Consider the following 19,498-nt stretch of genomic DNA (forward strand, 5'->3'; position numbering starts at 1 on the left):
CAGGCTTTATTATTTTATATACTATATCTTTTTTATAATCGTTTTACAAATAAATGTTATACATGGTAAATCAAGTATTTTTTGTCCTTTTGCTTTTTTTTATGTTATTAACTGGATGTTCAAGAAATAAAGTTTCCAAGAGCAATGATAGCATTAACTTTATTAATTTTAAAAATGAAAAATCATTTGTAATAGCCAAAGGAAATACAATACAGAGTCGCTTTGAAGTACCTTCAGGATATGTAAGAACTTTAGTACAGGATAATTCGTTTGAACATTATTTACGTAATTTTCCATTATTGCCCGACACAGCAAAAGTATATTATTACGATGGCAGATTAAAACCTAAAAATATACATGCAGCGATTTTAAATATAGATATTGGTGACCAGAATTTACAACAATGTGCTGATGCTGTCATAAGATTACGTGCAGAATACTTATATGGTGAAAAAAGATTTTCTGACATTCATTTTAGTTTTAATAAAGATTTTAATATAGAATTTAAGAAATGGGCAGAGGGTTTCAGAGTACAATTTGTAAGAAATCAATTTAAATGGGTAAGGAAAGAGAATCCGGATTATAGCTATTCAAATTTTAAAAAATATTTATTTTATACATATATTTACGCAGGTACATATTCATTATCTTCAGAAATGAAAATAAAAAGATACGGAGATATGAAAATAGGAGATGTATTTATAAAAGGTGGATCACCGGGACATGCTATGATTATCGTAGATATGGCAGTTAATCCTAAAAACAATAAAAAAGTTTATATGCTGGCACAAAGCTACATGCCTGCACAAAGTATACATATAGTTAAAAATTTAAATAATTTGGATTTATCGCCTTGGTATGAATTAAATTTAGATGACGAAATAGTAAAGACACCGGAATGGAAATTCACGATAAGAGATTTAAAAGAGTTTTAAAATAATCGAGTATGCTCTTTGAGATAATTTTGAAAAGATGAAAGTTTTTAACAAGTAAAGAATTTTTTGTTGATAAAAAACAATTGATTTTTATTATGAAAAATGAATTTATTTCAATAATTCTTTTAATTTTGTAAGGAAAGAATCTACTCTGTGTTTCTTTCCTGAAACTATTTAATAACTAAAATTTAACAAAAAATATGTCAACGTATGTTGTTGTCGGCTTGCAATGGGGCGACGAAGGAAAAGGAAAAATAACAGATGTTTTAGCGGAAAAATCTGACTATGTAGTACGATATCAAGGAGGAAATAATGCCGGTCATACAGTATATGTAGGCGAAGATAAATTTGTACTGCATCTTCTTCCGTCCGGAGTTCTTCAGTGCAAAGGTAAATGTATTATAGGAAATGGAGTTGTTGTTAATCCGGAAGCATTTTTTAATGAAATCGATCAGATTGAAAAAAGAGGATTAGCAACCGATCATGTTTACATTAGCAGTCGTGCACACATTATCATGCCATACCATATTCTGCTTGATACTTACAGGGAAGAGTTTGCCGGTAAAAGTCAGATAGGAACAACTAAACGAGGCATTGGGCCTTGTTATGAGGATAAGGTGGCCCGGGTGGGAATTCGAGCCATTGATTTATTAAATCCTGAAATTCTTAAAGCTAAAATTGAGGAAAATTTATTGGTTAAAAATGCTTTATTCGAAAAGCTTTTCAATAAAGAACCGTTATATTTTGATGACATTTTTCAAAAGTACTACGAATACGGTCAGAGATTAAAAAACCGTATAATTGAAAGTGAATTTGAATTAAATTATGCCATTCAACAAGATAGTAATATACTTTTTGAAGGAGCACAGGCCTTAATGCTGGATGTTGATTTCGGAACATATCCTTATGTTACTTCATCTTCACCAACTACCGGAGGAGTATCTGTAGGAGCAGGAGTTCCTCCCACAAGCCTTCAAAATCTTATCGGGGTATCAAAAGCATATTGCACACGTGTAGGAAACGGACCTTTTCCTACCGAGCTTGAAGATGAAACAGGTGAGCATATAAGAACGATAGGACATGAGTTTGGTGCTTCTACAGGAAGGCCAAGACGTTGCGGTTGGCTGGATTTGGTCGCTTTACGATACTCTTGTATGATCAACGGAATAACTCATTTGGTAATTACAAAATTAGATGTTTTAAGCGGTTTTGAAACCATTAAAGTTTGCACTGCTTATGAAACTTCTGAGGGTAAACTTATAGATTCATTTCCTGCAACAACAGAGAAGTTGGAAGGTTACCAGGCTGTATATAAAGAATTACCGGGTTGGAAAGAAGATATTTCAAATGTGAAAACTTTCGAAGAATTGCCTCAGGTCGCTCAGGAGTATCTGCATTTTATTGAAGATTATTTGGGTATTGATGTATACTTAGTATCCGTTGGTCCGGAACGTTCTCAAAATATAATCAGGACAAATATTTTTTAAAATACATAATTTAGTATATCTACAGGGATTTATGTTTAACCATGGATCCCTGTTTGTATCTTAAAATAAGTATAAATTTTTATTATAAGATTTAAAGTTTCTTAATGACTATCTCTTAATTTATTTTAAAATATATATTGGATTAGATATTGTTATATATTTGTTTTAAAATAAAGTTTAATTTATAACTTTATTTATATAAAAAAGAATATTTTTCACAATTTGAATGTTTATTATTATTTCTTTTTTTATTTTTATGCATAAGTATACAAATTTTATGAAGTTAATCTAATTATGAAAAAAACAATTTTACTCTTTTGTATTTTATGGGCTGTCAATTTTGCAAGTGCTCAGGAAGATATTAATATAACAAAATATCAAGATTCCCGTTTAAAAGAAGCTGTTCCATCCTATGCTTTATCTAAAGTTGAAAAGCTGATATCTAAACTTAAACAATCTTCAGAATCACTCAATCAGGATACTAAAAATGATATTCCTAAATTATCAGACAAAGATTTTGAAAAACTTTCTGTAAAAGAAAAGTTTACTTATACCATGCTATATCCTGAATCCGTTAGCAAAAATAACTTGAATATTCCTGCAATTTCTGATGAAGAAAATATAATATTTGGTTATTTGCCCGATTTTAAATCTAATAAAAAATGGAGCGACAGACAAATCTCCTTTCTAACAAGTAATAAAAAAGAAGTTATAGCGCTTATTAAAGAATCATGTTTAAAGGATAAATTTATAGGCTTGAATTACAAAAAAGCTTTAGTTAAAGTAAAAGCAATTGAAGCTATTCCTTTTCTTATTGATTTTTATAAATATAAGGATTCTAAAGATAAAGATATATTAACTGCACTTTCTTTAATTGTCAAAGACGGCAGGTACTTTCATTATATCCGGGCAAATATTTACAAAGATTTATATGGTAATGATGATAAGCCTGTGGAAGAATCTTATATTGATGATACAGCATCTAATGAAGAATATATTTTAAAGACTGCCTCTAATTTTTACATACAGTATCCTAAAAATAAAATGTAGGAATTTAAAAGAAGAATTGTTAAAACAAAATATTTAAATAAAAAACCAATCTTGTATAGTATACTATAAGATTGGTTTTTTTTGGACTAGCATAATCTGTCTATAATTTTATACCTGCTCAAAAATAGTAATTTTATTTTATCTAAAATAATAAAATGAATAATAATTTATCACTGTTACAAATACTTAACTTTAATACATAAAACATAGCGTTATTAATAATTTAGTGTAAATTTTAATAAATATATTAGAATAAAGGATAATTTGTAAATTTAATGAATAATAACTATTGCTTTAAGCGTAATATTATAGTGTTTTTATAGTTATATTAGTGTTTTTTTACAATAAAAATTTTATTTTCAAAATTATTTTTCTTAATATATATTAAATTTATTTAGTATCTGATTTAAATTAAATAGTTTTTAGAGTACGTATTTATTTTTAAATAAATATTTTACTGTGTATACATTCTAAAACATTTCTAAAGAATTTAACTTTATAATAAAGATTGCAAAGCCTCTCTGAGCTGAGGATATTTAAACTTATAACCACTTTGCAATAACTTATCGCATGACACCCTGCTACCTTCTAAAATCATCCCAGCAGATTCACCCAATGCTAATTTTATTAAAAACCCAGGTATATTAGGCATAATTAAAGGTTTGTCCATCATATCTGCCAATAAATGAGTAAATCCTTTGTTTGTAGTTGGTTCAGGAGCAACTGCATTATATGTGCCTGAAATTTCAGTATTTATTACCGCTTCTTTAAAAATATTGCATAAATCATCAATATGAATCCAAGGCATATATTGCTTACCAGAGCCCAAATTAGCTCCTACATAATATTTTATAGTTTTTTTTATTATTTCCATAACCCCCTTGGGACTATCTGACAATACAACACCCAAACGAACTTTAGCTACTCTATCCGCAACATTTTCTAAAAGAAAGTTATCAGCCGCCTGTTCCCATTGTATACACACATCACTTAAAAAATCATCACCGGGCTTATCCATTTCATTATATATTTTATCAGATGTTTTCATTCCGTAGTAACCCACAGCAGACGCAGAAATGAAAGAATCAATATGCAAAGAATGTTTTTTTAAAGATTCTAATAATAATTGAGCTGACTCAATTCGGCTAGATAGTATAACTTTTTTTCGTTCCTGAGACCATCGTTTATCTGCGATACCTGCACCGGCTAAATGTATGATATTATTAACCCCTTGCAATGCCCGGATATCTAATTTTTTATTGACAAGATCCCATTCAAATTCGTTTTCTTTTTTTTTGTTACGTGTTAAATAACGAAGATTATAATTTTCTTTAAGTAGAGAAGATAAATGTTGAGCAACCCCTCCATTTGCTCCGGTAATAAGTATTGTTTTTTTCATGTTATCTAGTGTTAAGTCACTTAATTACAAATGTACTCATTAATTATGAATAAATTAAAGAATCCAATAACCCTGTTTTAAAGACCAGTGTTAATATAATATTAATTAATAAAATCGTTGTTAGAATATTATTATATTTGTTAGAGAAACCTTAGAAAAACGTTGTTATATGTATTCAGAAGATAACCAGTCTTATTCAGCTTCAGAATTAGAATTGATTAATAAAAAGAAAACATTCCAAAAAGAAAAAAATGTTTGTTCCTCTAAAAGTTTTGAAAATATCATTAATGGAAAAACAATTTTAAATTTTTGTTCTTCTAATTATCTGGGGCTAGATTATACTTATCAATCCAGTGATACTTTTGATACTTTTTATTCTGCTAAAAGGTATGGATTATCAACAACACCTTTTATGAATGAAATAAGATCATTAACTAAACAACTTGAAATAAAAATATCTAAATTTCTTAATCAGGAAAGTACTTTATTATTCACTACATTTCAGGATGCTTATGGGGGGATATTTGATTCTTTATTTACTGAAAAGGATATAATTTTTTATGATGAACAATGTCATTATACTTTAATTGATTGTATTAAATCAGGAAATTCAATTTTTTTTTCCTATAAAAATAATGATATAAATGATTTAAATCATCAGTTAAAAAAAGCTAAACTATCTGATTATAAAAACATTTTTATAGTAACAGATGGAGTTTTTAGTTTAGATGGAACTATTGCTGATTTAAAGAATATATGTTATGTGGCAGAAAAATCCGGAGCTGTAATTTTGCTGAATGATTCACATGCAACGGGAGTTTTAGGTACAACTGGAAGAGGATCTTATGAGTACTATCAAATTAAAAATCAAGCAGATTTGATTGTATCATCTTTGGGGAATATTTCAGGTAAAAATCTGGGACATTTTGTATCCGGAAAGAAAGATATTATTGACCAGATAAAACATCGTTATAAATCACAAAAAACGTTAAATAGTTTTTCCTTTCCAGTAATAGACGCTCAAGATAAAATTATTAATATCTTAATTCAAAATCAAGATCTCACGATTAATCTATCAAATAATATCAAGTACTTTAGAAAAAAAATTACAGATTTAGGTTTTGATACTTTGGAAAGTGAATCATCTATTATTCCAGTAATGTTATATGACGCAAAGCTAGCTCAGGATTTTGCTGATAATCTTTTTAACAGGGGAGTATGGAGTACAAGTTTTTTTTACCCGGTAGTACCTACAGGAAAAGCCAGGGTAAGACTTAAAATTTCATCTGCACATTCTCTTGATAATCTGGACAAGGCTATTAATGCTATTAAAGAAACCGGAAATGAATTAGGAATTATTTAAAAGTTAACAAAAAATTATTTATTTTTTTTATGTTCCTGGTTCGGTGTAATACCAAATTCTTCACTTGCATAAGAAATTTTATGATCGTTAACATCATTACAATATACTTCTAAGCAATCAGGATCTTGATTCCAATACTCTTTAACAGTATAACCTTTCATAGCTCCTAAATGTTTTCCATTTTCAATATATGTGTTATCTGGATTAACTATAATTTTTATTTTTGAAGCCAAATTCATCATTTCCATGTCACCACGGCTATTACCTGCAACTAATAACGGCTGAGTTTTAATATAGGTATTAATGGCTTCTGCTTTACCGTTGTCTTGAGGGTATGGTATCATTAGTTGATTGGAAACAATATTATCAGCAGTTATAACAGATTTCATTCCAATTATCCTTTCTTTTGGAATTCCTAATTCCTGATTAATAAATCCTTGATATAAAACTTCAGTTGAAGCAGTAATTATCCAGATTTCAAATCCATATTCTTTTAAATTTTCTAAAAGTTGTTTCATTTCAGGATAAAATTTTCCATGAAATTTTTCATGATATGTATGTAGTCCTATCTGCTCTATTTCTTTAGGTGATAAACCTGCCAGAAAATTCAGACTGTTTTGTAAATAATCGTATTCTTCTTTAGGATGCAATAGCTCGTAAACATAATTCATTTTTACTTTGGAAAGTTCATCTTCCTTTTTATAAAAATTGGCTTTAGCATAGCTGTAAATAGCTTCTTCGGAAAGATAAAAAGGAGCTTGACCCAAAAGGGTTCCATCACAATCAAAAACAGCAACTTTTCGATCAGTTTTTGTAATTGTAGAATTCAGGAAAATTTCTAAACGTTCGTTAACAGCTTTAGAAAAACCATTGATTTTTCTAAACGCTTGAGATGACGAATTGCAAGGTATTAATAATAATAAGTATAAAAAAAGCGTTATATTTAATTTATTCATAACTAAATTTACATTAAGTTTGACTGTAAAGTTACAACCTAAGCAACAAAACTAACATATTACTATGAAAATTTTAAAAACATTTACTATGAAAAAATTAACTCAATTTTCCATTTTTTCATTATTGCTATCAATACTATACAATTGCAGTGCATATAAATCTGCAAGCAATAAAATGGTTAAAGGTAATTATGCAGAAGCCTTTGAAACCTCTATAAAACTTTTTTCTAAAAATTCAAGTCAGAGAAAAAAAGTCAAACAATTAGAGTTATTACAAAATTCATATATGTTAGCAAATAGACAAGATGAATTCCGTTTACAAAATATGAGAACAAAATCAGATCCAAATTATAAAGATATATATTATTTGGTCAAGACTTTATATGATAGAGAAAACCTTATTAAACCTTATTTACCTTTATATAAAAACAATAAAGAATTAAAATTTTCAGTAAAAAACTATTCATTAGAACTTGAACAAGCAAAAGAAGATTTTTTAAACGACTACTATACGTCTGCGCTTAAATATTTGACAACTAAGAAAAAAAGTAATGCCAGATCAGCATATAATCTACTAAAAGAAGTACAGGAAGTAGATTATAATTACAGAGATGTAAATATTAAATTAGAAGAGGCTTACAAAAATGGCATTGAAAGGATGTATGTAACTGCGGTAAATCAAACAGGTCATCCACTGCCTGAAAACTTTAAAGATAATCTTTTATATAACTTAAATAATGAAGTAAATAGTTTCTGGATGCGTATTTCTACCAGTAAACCTTATAATATGGATCATGAGATAAGGGTAGTTTTGAATCGTTTATATATTGGAAAAGATGATTTTACAAAAAAATCAAAAAACTTTGATAAAGATATTGTTGATGGCTGGGAATATGAAAAAGATGGAAGGGGTAATGTTATAAAAGATTCTTTAGGGAATACTAAAAAAGTAGATAAGCATGTTATAGTAAGAGCTACAGTTACTGAATTTAAAAGGACAAAAGATGCTAAATTAGATGCAACTATTGAAGTTTATGATCCAAATGGAAATATTGAAATTTATGATTTATATGGATATGTTAGACGTGAATCATCTATAACTTCTAAATTTATTTTTGAATCTGTATTTGCTGAATTTGAAGGTGATGAGAGAGCTCTTAATCGTAGGGAATTAGATCTGATAAAAAAAACACCAGTAGCTTTTCCAACAGATTATGATATGATAAATGAATGTATAAGAGAATCAAGAAAAGAATTAATCTATTTTTTAAGTTCCTATTATAAAATTAAAAAAAAGAAACCTTTTTTATTTCCTTAATAACTGAAATTAAAATGGTTATAAAAAAAATAAAAATTAAATAGTCTGTTGAAAGATATTGATAATAACAGTATCTGAAAATTAAATATTACAACAAGACAACTCAATTATTAATTTTGTAATTTAGCAGTATTCATTAATACATAAATAATGTCAGAAAATATAAATATTTTACAAACTGTTATTATCGGTTCTGGTCCTGCGGGATTTACTGCTGCAATTTATGCCGCACGTGCAGAAATGAACCCTGTTTTAATTTCAGGAATGGAACTGGGTGGGCAGTTAACTACTACTACTGAAGTTGAAAACTTTCCGGGTTATCCTGAAGGAATAACCGGTCCCGAAATGATGATACAATTACAAAATCAGGCGGAAAAATTTGGTACAAAAGTTATCGTAGACAAAGTCACAGAAGTTGTTTTTGGTAGTAATTCAAAAGAATTTCACACAATAAAAACTTCTTCCGGTAATGAATACCAGACACATACGATTATTATTTCTACCGGTGCAAGTGCAAAGTATTTGGGAAAAGAATTTGAAGATACATATCGTGGAGGAGGAGTATCAGCATGCGCTACTTGCGATGGCTTTTTTTACAGAGGTAGAAACGTTGTTGTTGTAGGTGGAGGAGATACGGCTGCTGAAGAGGCTACCTATCTGGCTAAGATATGCAAAACTGTTTATATGGTTGTTCGTAAAGATTATCTCAAAGCCTCTAAAATAATGCAAGAAAGAGTAGAAGCTACCTCCAACATAGTATTGATGTATAATCACGAAGTAACTAATCTTAAAGGCGAAAATAATTTGGTTTCTCAGGCTGTAGTCATTGATAATCTAACCCAAGAAGAAAAAATTCTTGACGTTGACGGTCTGTTTATCGCTATTGGACACTCACCTAATACAGATATATTTAAAGGAAAATTAGATATGGATGAAACCGGATATCTTACAGTAAAACCTTTTACTACAGAAACAAATATAGCTGGAGTTTTTGCTGCCGGAGATGTTGCAGACAAACGTTACAGGCAAGCAATTACTGCTGCGGGTTCAGGTTGTATGGCAGCTTTGGATGCAGAAAAATATTTAACATCCATAGGACATTAAAAAGTTGTTGGTGAAAAATAATTCAGGAAATGAATTTTTCCAGTAAAATTTTAGAAAAAGCTGTGGAAGAAATTTCACAGCTTCCGGGTATAGGAAAACGAACGGCTTTACGTTTAGCTTTACACCTTCTAGATGTACCAGAAATTCAGACTGATAATCTTATACAGGCATTGGGGCATTTAGTACATGATATAAAACATTGCAAAGAATGTAATAATTTATCTGATACTGAAATCTGTTCTATTTGTGCAAATCCATACCGTGATGGAAATATTATTTGCGTAGTAGAAGATGTTAGAGATGTTATGGCTATTGAAAGTACCCAACAATTTAGTGGTAAATATCATGTTTTGGGAGGAAGAATATCTCCCATGGAAGGTATTAGTGCATCGGATTTATGTATTACACCATTAGTTACTCGTGTAAAAGAAGAAAATACTCAGGAAATTATATTTGCATTAAGCGCAACTATTGAAGGGGATACTACGATGTTTTATTTATATAAAATGCTTGGAGAAACGAGCGCAAAATTCACGACAATAGCTAGGGGAATCGGGGTTGGCGATGAACTTGAATATACAGATGAATTAACATTAATACGGTCCATACAAAACAGGATTCCTTATCAGCAGGGGCTAAAATAAATGATACAACTTTCTGTTATTATAGTTAATTATAACTCGAAATTTTATTTAAAAAGTTGTTTGGAAAGTGTTAATGATGCTTCTAGAAATTTAAATGTTGAAATTATAGTAATAGATAATGATTCGTCTGACGGGAGTTATGAATTTATAATTTTAGATTTTCCTCAAATTACATGGATTCAAAATTCTGAAAATTTAGGTTTTTCAAAAGCTAACAACATAGCTTTTAAAAAGTCTTCAGGAAAATATATACTTTTTATTAATCCCGATGTCATAGTATCACAAACAGCACTTGAAGAACTATATGTTTTTTCACAAAACCAACAGAATTTGGGAGCTATAGGTGTTCGTATGACTGATGAACATGGAAATTATCGCTTAGAATCTAAGAGAAACATACCTAACCCTAGTAATACATTCAGTAAGCTTTTTTCGTACTTGAAATTTTTTTCCAAAAATATACAGTCTAAAGGATATTACAATGTTAGTATAAGTGAATATGAAATCGGGAAAATTGAAATTCTTACAGGAGCTTTTTTTTGGGTTTCCGGAAAAGTTTATGAAGAAGCGGGAGGATTTGATGAATCCTATTTTATGTATGGAGAAGATATTGATCTTAGCTATACAATTTTAAGATTAGGATATCAAAATTACTACTATGGGAAATCTACAGTTGTACATTACAAAGGAAAATCAACAGTCAAAAATAAACAATATTATCAAAGATTTTTTGGAGCCATGAAAATATTTATCAAAAAATATTATTCAAGACCTTATTATCTTTATATACTACTTCTTACGGGTTTAAATGTCAGATATTATCTTGCACTAACTCTTGATAAATTAAAAAAGAAATAAATTTAATTTTTTTCTTTAAATATTTTTAATTTGGATGATAATACAAAAATACAAATTCCAAATATTCCTATTAAAGCATAAGAGTATCTTAAATTACTTGCATGAGAAATATAACCAATGATAGGAGGGCCTAATAAAAAACCGATAAATCCTATACTGGAAACAATAGTAAGTGCCATGCCTGTAGGAATTTTAGTTTTTTGTCCGGCCAGACTGTATATTACAGGGATGATACTTGAAACCCCTAATCCTATAATCATAAAAGCAATAGTAGTGACGATAATGTGAGGAAATATTACAGCTAAAAATAACCCGAAGGAAATTAAGATTCCGGAAATTTGTACAATTCTTAACCTTCCCCATTTACGGGTGGCAGCATCAGCGAAAAATCTACCAGAAGCCATCATAACCATGAAAGCAGCAAAACCTAAAGGAGCTATATTTTCAGGTGCTTTAACTATTTTTTCAAAGTAAATACTACTCCAATCAAACATGGCTCCTTCTGAAGCCATTCCACAGAAAGCTGTTATACCCAGGAAAAATAAAAAATTTTCCGGTTTATTTTTCTTTTTTTCAACCGGAGAATCTACAGAAATTTTAACCTCTCGGGGTTTCATGTCAGGCTGTAAATATTTATAATTTATAACCATAAATATAACTACGATAAAAAGAATCAGTATAAAATGCTGATAAGGTTCAAGCCCCAGATTAACAAGTAATAAACCAAATAAAGATCCTACAAAACCGGCTACGCTCCAACCTCCGTGAAAAGAAGACATAATGGATTTATTATAAATATTTTCAACTATAATTCCTTGCGTATTTACTGATATATTGCAAAAATTACCAAAAAAACCAAATAAAATAAGGCTGGTTACTAGTAATAAAGGGCTAGGAGACAATCCGATAGCTATTAGACATAAACTATAACAAGGCAGGGCAATTAATAAGACCTTTCTACTTCCTAATTTAGAAATAAGAAATCCCGAAAGAGCCATACCTAAAATTTGCCCGATAGGAAGCATTAAAAGAATATTTCCCCATGAAGCATCATCCATGTTCATGTAATTTTTAATATCTGGTATCCTGCTTGCCCAGCTGGCAAAACATATTCCTTGTGCAAAATAAAAAGCAAAAACTCCGGAACGAATCCGTTTTTTTTCAGAAAGAGAAAATTCTTTGTACATGAGTAATATATCAGGTAAATTGTTTAAAACAAGTTGCAAATTTAAACAGAAATGTTTTGATTCTAAAGATTTAAATAAAAATATATTAAACAGGATAATATGAACGGTTTTCTTTTTTATTTAAGCTCATTTCAGTTATATTTGCGAAGCTGTCAATTTAAAATAACAAAGATCTTGAAAAATAAAGAGTCTAAAGAACAAAAAGGATTAAAAAGAGGCCTTTCTAATCGTCATATTCAGTTAATTGCCTTGGGTGGAGCCATAGGTACAGGATTATTTTTAGGAATAGGTCCGGCAGCTGTTTTGGCTGGTCCTTCTGTTATTATAGGTTATTCCATTGCAGGTTTTATAGCATTTATGATTATGAGACAATTAGGGGAAATGGTCGTTGAAGAACCTGTATCGGGTAGTTTTAGCCATTTTGCATATAAATACTGGGGTAATTTTGCCGGTTTTGCTTCCGGATGGAATTACTGGATACTCTATATATTGGTCAGCATGTCAGAATTAACTGCTATAGGTGTTTATGTACAGTTTTGGTGGCCTGAAATACCTTTGTGGTTATCCAGTCTTTTTTTCTTTGTTGTTATTAATTTATTGAATCTTGCGAATGTTAAAATTTACGGAGAAGCTGAATTCTGGTTTTCAATTATAAAAGTATTTGCCATTGTAGCGATGATTGCATTTGGAGCGTATCTTTTAATAAGCGGAAGTGCAGGTCCACAAGCCAGAATTTCTAATTTATGGAATGACGGTGGTTTTTTTCCAAAAGGAATATTTTCATTAGATGCAGAAGGTAAATATCAGGGCTTATTAGCAGCTATGGCTTTTATTATGTTCTCTTTTGGCGGATTAGAGCTTATAGGCATTACTGCTGCAGAAGCTGAAAATCCTGAAAAAACCATTCCGAAAGCAACTAATCAGGTAATCTATAGAATTTTAATTTTTTATGTTGGAGCTTTAATTATTTTGTTTTCCTTATCTCCCTGGCAAGATATAACCCCGGGGAGCAGTCCTTTTGTAACTATATTCAGCTCACTAAAAGGGTTTCAGTTCACTATATTAGGTACCACTTTTTATTTCACCAGTATTGTTGCAAATGTCTTGAATTTAGTAGTGTTAACAGCAGCTTTATCCGTATATAATAGTAGTGTTTATAGTAATAGTCGGATGCTTTATGGCCTTGCAGTACAAGGCAACGCACCTAAGTTTTTAATTCGTTTAAACAAAAACCATGTTCCTATTATGGCAATACTAGTGTCGGCAGTATTTGCTGCAATCTGTGTTGTTATTAATAAATTAATTCCGGAAAAAGCTCTTAGTTATCTTATGTCTTTAGTTGTTTCTGCACTGATTATTAATTGGATAATGATAAGCCTAACCCATTTATACTTCAAAAAAAATAAAATAAAACAGGGGATAGTTCAAACTAAATTTCCAGCTTTCTGGTATCCTGTAGGAAATTATATCTGTTTGATTTTTCTTGCAGCTATTTTACCGATTATGTGGATGACAGGCATGGAATTATCCGTGGAATTAATACCTGTCTGGGTTATAATATTGTATATTAGTTATTTTATGGTCAATAAAAAGTAAATTTTAATGAAATAGTTTTACCTAAACAATTATATTTGAGATAAACAATTTTGTTTAATCAATAGTTTATGGAAAAGTATTTTATAATTTGTTTACTTGTCTTTCAAATCCATAATTCAGCATATAGTCAAAACTTTACAGAGGAGGATAGAGATAGGTTAGCCGGGTATATTTTTCGTCAGCAATATACTAATCGTGAATTAACTTCGTATGGTGCGATAAAAACAAGTGACTATCCGGTAATAGAAGATTCCCTATCAGGGAATGCGTATTTTTCTGTTTATCCTTATTTCAGCCATATTGCTTGTTTAGGTATTTTAAATAGTAAACATTCTGATAAGTTTAATTTTGTGAAACTATGGATAGATTGGTTTATCAAGCATTTAGATTCTAGAGGTAATATCTTAAATCATTATTATACCCTTTCAGGAGAAGGTACTGCTTGTATCAATAAAAATTTAAAATATTTCTGCAATGATATAGATGCCGAAGACAGTGCCTTAGCACTTTTCTGGGTTGTTACTTATGAGTATTATAAACATTCCAAAGACTTAACACTTTTTACTGTTGATGTTAAAAAGAAATTAGAACTTTCTGCACACTATGTTATAAATAATCTTTTGAAAGAAAATAATTTGACTATTGCCAAAAAAGATTATTCTGCTTATTATACGATGGACAATTGTGAAGTTTATAAAGGTTTTTTGTATTTATCTAAAATAGAAAATGAAATTTATAATGACCAGGTTTTAGCAGAATATTATCAAAATAAAGCTGAAAATTGTAAGGTTGCAATTCAAAATTTATCATATGATTATACAACAGATTTATATAAATGGGAACTGAATATAAATTCGAATCCCGATATTTGGTATGGAAATAAGGGAGGAATAGTACCTACGCTATGGCCACAGTTATTTGAAGTGGATCAATTCAGTGATTTGCGCTCAGAATACTCAAGAAAAATGGTTGAACATAAATTTCCAGACTGGCACTCCGAAAAAAAAATCAATATTTTAATGCTTTTGTAGGTTATATATTTTCTAAAAATGAAAATTTGAATAAAGCCAATAGGCAACTTAATTTGCTTCTCAGAGAATACAACGGTTTATACCCCAGTCCTCCTTGTTATATCGGAGATGCAGGTTGGGCTTTGTTAACCATGAATATAATCAATCCATTGCTGGCTGTTGATGAAACTACTCATAAGAAAACAGACTACCAAATTTCGCCCAATCCAGCAACTTCCAGATTTAGCATCCTGTGTACAAATCCTGATAAAATAAAAAAAATATTTTTATATAACCAAGAAGGTAAGTTGATAAAAAAAGTGAATAATAAATCTGAAATGGAAATTTCAGAGCTTGAATCAGGAGTATATATAGTTCAAATTACAGGTGATAATTTTGAAAGACCTCAGAATTTGAAGTTAATAGTTCAATAGCCAAGGTCTTTCAACTCTAATTTTTAAAAAATTATTCTAAAATTTCATTAAGGACCTGAGCAGAAGTTGAATTAGGAAATGTAATCTGTACTTTTTGAGACAAAGTAGGGGCTATTTCGGTAATCACTTGTTTTTTATGACTTATTCCATGATGAATTTTCCAGCCGTAAAATAGAGCAGGTACATGCGTATCGTAAGTATAGCTTGCACCATGGGTAGTTCCTTCCTTCATATATTCCATATATGCAGGCTTTAAAAGAACATATAATTGCCCGTTTTGAGTTTTATCATATCCTCTGAAAATCATTGAAGCATGCTCATCAGTAGGATTAGCAGATAAAATTTGAGCTTCAGTATACACTCGTTTAACCCAAGGAAAACTTTCTACATAAGAGACTAATTTTTCAATAATTTCATTTGGGTTTTTACCTGATGATGCAATAGCATCTTCGTTCAAATATATGTTTTGTGTAGAATAAGTTTCAATAAAATCTTTTCCGAAAGTCTGTACAGAAAAATCTTTAAGTTTTTTTGTTACTTCTTTGTAATCAATAGAAGCAACTTCATATCCATTATCATTTAAGTAAAGAGGGTTTTCAGCACCGGAATGATCGGCTGTCAAAAACAATAAGTAATTGTTTTTGCCTATTTTGGCATCTAAAAATGAGAGTAAATCAGCAATATTTTCATCTAATCTCATATAAGTATCCTGAGTTTCCATAGATCTTGGCGAAGTCATGTGAGAAATCACATCAGTGGCAGAAAAGCTTAAAGCTAAAAAATCAGTATCAGCATCTTTACCCAAATCTTCTCTGACAATTAATTCTTTAGCAAAATCAACGATCATATCACTTGTAAAAGGAGTGGATTTTAAAACTTTTGCACCTTGTTTATCGTAAGCTTCTTTTAAATTATATGGAAATACAGCTTTTTGATCTGCCGTAAATGACATCATTTCATACGAATTATTATCTGAAAGGCTCTCTTTATATAGAGATTTATCTCTAAAAAGGTTCCAGCCTTCATTAATATATTTCATATACTTTTTCTCCAGATTATACGTATTTACCCAAGCAGGAAAATCTTTACCGTAAAATGTACTTGAGATAAAGTTTCCATTATCCGAAAGCCAGTACGCACGATCGGCAAAATGACCGGCAGGTAAAATAGCCCCCCGGTCTTTCATACTTACTCCAAAAACTTTGCCTCTGAAATTTGTTGACAATTTTAATTCATCTGTAATGGTTGTAGACTGTAAATTTTTAGGAGACATTTTACCTTCACTTTCCTGAGCCGGTGTTCCTAAAGGACTTACTGTATCATCTTCAGTGCAATACATTTTCTTTTTACGTTCCCGGTTATACCAGCTGTTTCCCATAATTCCATGATTTACAGGTGTGGTACCTGTATATATAGATGCGTGTCCAGGTGCAGTGTGTGTAGGTACATAATTATAATGCATATTTGAATAAAGAAATCCATCCTTTATCAATCGTTTAAAACCTTTATTTGAAAAATAAGGATCGTACCTGTAAAGGTATTCCATTCGCATTTGATCAACGACAATACCAATAATTAATTTAGGCCTTTCAGTTTGAGCATAGGAAAAAGAATATCCTACGGTTAAAGCGATTAAAAAAAACAATTTAAAAGCTTTTATTTTAATATATTTCATTTGATTAAATAAAGATAAGATTAAAATTTACTAAGTCTGTCAAGGGCAAATGTTATCATTGAATCTATAGCAGCGTACGGATCAGTACTGAATGTACCTGAAGCACGATTGGCTATTATGGTATTTAATGATAAAGCCTTATGCCCCATAAGCTTGGATAAGCCATATATGGCAGATGTTTCCATTTCAAAATTTGTGATTCTATGATGTTGATAATGAAAATTTGCAAGTTTTTCATTCATAGCCTGATCATCCAGATCCAACCTCAAAATTCTTCCCTGAGGTCCGTAAAATCCTATCGCTGTTGCTGTAATTCCCTGATAAATGGATGAGTCTTTTGTCATATGATGTAACAAATCTTCGGAACAATCTACAAGGTAAGGTAGTGCTCTTTTAGAATTCCACTGAGTCTGATTGACAAATTCCTCAATCATTTGATCTGAATAAAAGCTCTCAGTATGATTATAAAAGCTCATTAACCCGTCAAATCCCAAACCTTTAGCAGAAGCAACTATACTATCTACAGGTATATCTGCTTGTAAAGATCCTGAGGTTCCTAACCGTACGAAAGTGAGCTGGGTAGGAGTTGATTTGATTTCTTTATTTTCAAAATCTATATTTGCTAAAGCATCAAGTTCGTTAAGAACAATGTCAATATTATCTGTTCCCATTCCTGTAGAAATTACAGTAAGTCTTTTACCTTTGTACGTACCGGTATGTGAAACTATTTCCCGTTTTTGAGAAGCAACTTCAATGGTATCGAAGTAGTTTGATACTTTAGGAACTCTATCCGGATCTCCGACTAATATAATAGTATCTGCAAGCTCTTCAGGTTTTAAATTACAATGATATACTTTACCTTCTGGATTCAGAATTAATTCTGAATTTGCTAATTTTTGTGTCATTTTGCATGTGGTTTGAATTAAGAACTAAAATTTATATTTTTTCTGAATTCGGATTAACCGCCGACCCGCTTCACAGAAAAACCTTTCTCTTTTAAGAGTTCCATTATTTTATCTCTGAAATTTCCCTGGATTACAATCGTATCATCTTTTACAGAACCGCCTACACCTAATTTCGATTTTATATCTTTTGCAAGCATTTTTAAATCTTCATCGGAACCGTTGTAATTTTCAAGAATAGTTACAGGTTTCCCGTTTCTTCCTTTTTTTTCATATTTACACACTATAGGTTCGTCCTGTAAAAACAAAGAATGTTCTTCAGATGATTGTTGTTCTCCTTCCTGAAATTCATGCTCAGGAAAAAGTTTTTTTAACTGGTCTTGAAGATCCATAAAATTATATCTTAAATTTAATACACGAAATTAATAATTTTTAACAGATATTAGAGTTAAATTATTATTAATACAATTCATAACATAGTTTGAATTTAAAAACAGCTTAAAGTTTTTTTATTTAATTAATATATATATTTGGATTCATGATAAAAAATAGATGGTTAAAGTTCTTTATTATAATAATACTATCCCTGTTTTTAATTGTTAATGCTTTTTTAGCTTTACAAGCATATAGCCTTACTCATTTTGTTGAGAAACAAACTTCCGGAAGTAATTTAAAGTTGGATTTTAAAACATTGATAAAGGGAATTGATATACCTAAACCCAGTTCTGATATTTTACCGGAAAAAAGTTATGAAGTAAAAAAAATTAAGTTGGGAAAAGACAAGTTTTTAGAAGCCTGGCTATTATCACCAGAAAAAAAATCTAAAGGCATTATCTTACTTTTTCACGGTTTTCGTGCAGAGAAGTCAACAATGCTGGATAGAGCCTACGTTTATGAAGATTTGGGATATAGTGTTTTGTTAGTCGATTTTAATGGTGCCGGTAATTCATCCGGTAATCAGTGTACCATTGGATATAAAGAAGCGGAAAATGTCAGACAAGCGTATGAATATGCACGTAATGATCTTAATGAAGAAAATATATTTTTGGCAGGTTTTTCAATGGGTGCAGCAGCCATAATCAAAGCACAGCATGATTATCATTTAAATGTAAAAGGTATTATTCTGGAAGCTCCGTACGGTAAAATGATTGATGCTGTTAAAGTTCGAATGAAAATACCTTATGTAGGAAAGACTCTTTCGTATTTAGTTACCTTCTGGGGAGGAGTAGTTAACGGTTTTAATGCTTTTGAAATGAATCCGGATGAATATGCAAAAAAAATCGAAATACCTGTTTTATTTCTTTACGGAGGCAGGGATCCAAGAATACCTGTAAATGAATCAGAGAGAATTTATACTAATTTTAAAAGTAAAGATAAAACATCTATGTTGTTTCCGTTATCATATCACCAAAGTTATTTAAATAAATATCCTGAAAAATGGAAGAAAGTAAATAAACAATTTTTAAACTCAAAAAATTAATCTGAACAAAACTCTAAGCATTAAAATCTTTGCAATTATTTCCAATCACTTATATTGAGAACAACAGTAATGAGTATTTGTATTAATCTTAATAATAAAT

The 19,498-nt window shown here is 30.1% G+C and carries 18 protein-coding genes; 12 read left to right on the plus strand and 6 right to left on the minus strand.

The annotated features are described in order from the left end of the window. Positions 1-101: 101 nt before the first annotated feature. The 3 genes from EOV51_RS11365 (at position 102) to EOV51_RS11375 (ending at position 3,472) form a co-directional block, all read left to right on the plus strand. Positions 102-935 (plus strand): DUF4846 domain-containing protein, encoded by an 834-nt coding sequence (locus EOV51_RS11365; RefSeq protein ID WP_128152646.1) that lies wholly within the window; start codon positions 102-104, stop codon positions 933-935. A 200-nt stretch (positions 936-1,135) separates the two neighbouring features. After that, a complete protein-coding gene (locus EOV51_RS11370) occupies positions 1,136-2,422 on the plus strand; it encodes an adenylosuccinate synthase (protein ID WP_128152647.1) in 1,287 nt (428 codons plus the stop codon). A gap of 294 nt (positions 2,423-2,716) precedes the next feature. Then, entirely contained in the window at positions 2,717-3,472 is a 756-nt protein-coding gene (locus EOV51_RS11375) for a hypothetical protein (protein ID WP_128152648.1), read from the plus strand. A gap of 496 nt (positions 3,473-3,968) precedes the next feature. Here the strand turns inward: EOV51_RS11375 and EOV51_RS11380 are convergent, their stop codons facing one another. Next, a complete protein-coding gene (locus tag EOV51_RS11380; protein ID WP_128152649.1) occupies positions 3,969-4,871 on the minus strand; it encodes a TIGR01777 family oxidoreductase in 903 nt (300 codons plus the stop codon). A 169-nt stretch (positions 4,872-5,040) separates the two neighbouring features. Here EOV51_RS11380 and EOV51_RS11385 point away from each other — a divergent pair, with 169 nt between their 5' ends. Next, complete coding sequence (locus EOV51_RS11385; protein WP_128152650.1) at positions 5,041-6,234, plus strand: aminotransferase class I/II-fold pyridoxal phosphate-dependent enzyme; 1,194 nt, start codon at positions 5,041-5,043, stop codon at positions 6,232-6,234. A gap of 14 nt (positions 6,235-6,248) precedes the next feature. Here EOV51_RS11385 and EOV51_RS11390 read toward each other — a convergent pair whose 3' ends face one another. Then, a complete protein-coding gene (locus EOV51_RS11390) occupies positions 6,249-7,190 on the minus strand; it encodes an HAD family hydrolase (protein WP_128152651.1) in 942 nt (313 codons plus the stop codon). An 88-nt stretch (positions 7,191-7,278) separates the two neighbouring features. On the opposite strand from EOV51_RS11390, the gene EOV51_RS11395 reads away from it, so the two are divergent. The 4 genes from EOV51_RS11395 to EOV51_RS11410 all read left to right on the plus strand — a co-directional run bounded on the left by EOV51_RS11395 (position 7,279) and on the right by EOV51_RS11410 (position 11,114). Beyond that, positions 7,279-8,508, plus strand: a complete 1,230-nt coding sequence (locus EOV51_RS11395) for a hypothetical protein (protein ID WP_128152652.1) — start codon at positions 7,279-7,281, stop codon at positions 8,506-8,508. A gap of 150 nt (positions 8,509-8,658) precedes the next feature. Next, positions 8,659-9,612: a thioredoxin-disulfide reductase gene (gene trxB, locus EOV51_RS11400; protein WP_128152653.1), complete on the plus strand. Its 954-nt coding sequence runs from the start codon at positions 8,659-8,661 to the stop codon at positions 9,610-9,612. A gap of 29 nt (positions 9,613-9,641) precedes the next feature. Then, a complete protein-coding gene (gene recR / locus EOV51_RS11405; protein WP_128152654.1) occupies positions 9,642-10,256 on the plus strand; it encodes a recombination mediator RecR in 615 nt (204 codons plus the stop codon). Then, positions 10,257-11,114, plus strand: coding sequence for a glycosyltransferase family 2 protein (locus EOV51_RS11410; RefSeq protein WP_128152655.1), 858 nt, complete (start codon positions 10,257-10,259; stop codon positions 11,112-11,114). Between the two features lie 2 nt (positions 11,115-11,116). Here the strand turns inward: EOV51_RS11410 and EOV51_RS11415 are convergent, their stop codons facing one another. Next, entirely contained in the window at positions 11,117-12,301 is a 1,185-nt protein-coding gene (locus EOV51_RS11415; protein WP_128152656.1) for an MFS transporter, read from the minus strand. A gap of 171 nt (positions 12,302-12,472) precedes the next feature. On the opposite strand from EOV51_RS11415, the gene EOV51_RS11420 reads away from it, so the two are divergent. The 3 genes from EOV51_RS11420 to EOV51_RS11430 all read left to right on the plus strand — a co-directional run bounded on the left by EOV51_RS11420 (position 12,473) and on the right by EOV51_RS11430 (position 15,341). Further along, positions 12,473-13,897 (plus strand): amino acid permease, encoded by a 1,425-nt coding sequence (locus EOV51_RS11420; protein WP_228427784.1) that lies wholly within the window; start codon positions 12,473-12,475, stop codon positions 13,895-13,897. A 68-nt stretch (positions 13,898-13,965) separates the two neighbouring features. Beyond that, positions 13,966-14,928, plus strand: coding sequence for a hypothetical protein (locus EOV51_RS11425; protein ID WP_128152658.1), 963 nt, complete (start codon positions 13,966-13,968; stop codon positions 14,926-14,928). A gap of 26 nt (positions 14,929-14,954) precedes the next feature. Beyond that, positions 14,955-15,341, plus strand: coding sequence for a T9SS type A sorting domain-containing protein (locus tag EOV51_RS11430; RefSeq protein ID WP_128152659.1), 387 nt, complete (start codon positions 14,955-14,957; stop codon positions 15,339-15,341). A gap of 31 nt (positions 15,342-15,372) precedes the next feature. Here EOV51_RS11430 and pafA read toward each other — a convergent pair whose 3' ends face one another. From pafA to EOV51_RS11445, 3 genes are read right to left on the minus strand one after another with little or no spacing between them, the layout of a single operon-like run. Next, positions 15,373-17,016 (minus strand): alkaline phosphatase PafA, encoded by a 1,644-nt coding sequence (gene pafA / locus EOV51_RS11435; RefSeq protein WP_128152660.1) that lies wholly within the window; start codon positions 17,014-17,016, stop codon positions 15,373-15,375. Between the two features lie 20 nt (positions 17,017-17,036). After that, positions 17,037-17,921: a nucleoside phosphorylase gene (locus tag EOV51_RS11440; protein WP_128152661.1), complete on the minus strand. Its 885-nt coding sequence runs from the start codon at positions 17,919-17,921 to the stop codon at positions 17,037-17,039. Between the two features lie 53 nt (positions 17,922-17,974). Then, positions 17,975-18,310: a translation initiation factor gene (locus EOV51_RS11445; protein ID WP_128152662.1), complete on the minus strand. Its 336-nt coding sequence runs from the start codon at positions 18,308-18,310 to the stop codon at positions 17,975-17,977. 146 nt (positions 18,311-18,456) lie between these two features. Here EOV51_RS11445 and EOV51_RS11450 point away from each other — a divergent pair, with 146 nt between their 5' ends. Beyond that, a complete protein-coding gene (locus tag EOV51_RS11450; protein ID WP_128152663.1) occupies positions 18,457-19,398 on the plus strand; it encodes an alpha/beta hydrolase family protein in 942 nt (313 codons plus the stop codon). The last annotated feature ends 100 nt before the right edge of the window (positions 19,399-19,498 follow it).

The sequence above is a fragment of the Apibacter raozihei genome (genome assembly GCF_004014855.1).
GTDB lineage: Bacteria > Bacteroidota > Bacteroidia > Flavobacteriales > Weeksellaceae > Apibacter > Apibacter raozihei.

Excerpts from the sequence above, each read along its gene's own strand:
- EOV51_RS11365 (WP_128152646.1), top strand. The coding sequence starts at position 102 with ATGTTATTAACTGGATGTTCAAGAAATAAAGTTTCCAAGAGCAATGAT.
- EOV51_RS11370 (WP_128152647.1), top strand. The coding sequence starts at position 1,136 with ATGTCAACGTATGTTGTTGTCGGCTTGCAATGGGGCGACGAAGGAAAA.
- EOV51_RS11375 (WP_128152648.1), top strand. The coding sequence starts at position 2,717 with ATGAAAAAAACAATTTTACTCTTTTGTATTTTATGGGCTGTCAATTTT.
- EOV51_RS11380 (WP_128152649.1), bottom strand. The coding sequence starts at position 4,871 with ATGAAAAAAACAATACTTATTACCGGAGCAAATGGAGGGGTTGCTCAA.
- EOV51_RS11385 (WP_128152650.1), top strand. The coding sequence starts at position 5,041 with ATGTATTCAGAAGATAACCAGTCTTATTCAGCTTCAGAATTAGAATTG.
- EOV51_RS11390 (WP_128152651.1), bottom strand. The coding sequence starts at position 7,190 with ATGAATAAATTAAATATAACGCTTTTTTTATACTTATTATTATTAATA.
- EOV51_RS11395 (WP_128152652.1), top strand. The coding sequence starts at position 7,279 with ATGAAAAAATTAACTCAATTTTCCATTTTTTCATTATTGCTATCAATA.
- trxB (WP_128152653.1), top strand. The coding sequence starts at position 8,659 with ATGTCAGAAAATATAAATATTTTACAAACTGTTATTATCGGTTCTGGT.
- recR (WP_128152654.1), top strand. The coding sequence starts at position 9,642 with ATGAATTTTTCCAGTAAAATTTTAGAAAAAGCTGTGGAAGAAATTTCA.
- EOV51_RS11410 (WP_128152655.1), top strand. The coding sequence starts at position 10,257 with ATGATACAACTTTCTGTTATTATAGTTAATTATAACTCGAAATTTTAT.
- EOV51_RS11415 (WP_128152656.1), bottom strand. The coding sequence starts at position 12,301 with ATGTACAAAGAATTTTCTCTTTCTGAAAAAAAACGGATTCGTTCCGGA.
- EOV51_RS11425 (WP_128152658.1), top strand. The coding sequence starts at position 13,966 with ATGGAAAAGTATTTTATAATTTGTTTACTTGTCTTTCAAATCCATAAT.
- pafA (WP_128152660.1), bottom strand. The coding sequence starts at position 17,016 with ATGAAATATATTAAAATAAAAGCTTTTAAATTGTTTTTTTTAATCGCT.
- EOV51_RS11440 (WP_128152661.1), bottom strand. The coding sequence starts at position 17,921 with ATGACACAAAAATTAGCAAATTCAGAATTAATTCTGAATCCAGAAGGT.
- EOV51_RS11445 (WP_128152662.1), bottom strand. The coding sequence starts at position 18,310 with ATGGATCTTCAAGACCAGTTAAAAAAACTTTTTCCTGAGCATGAATTT.
- EOV51_RS11450 (WP_128152663.1), top strand. The coding sequence starts at position 18,457 with ATGATAAAAAATAGATGGTTAAAGTTCTTTATTATAATAATACTATCC.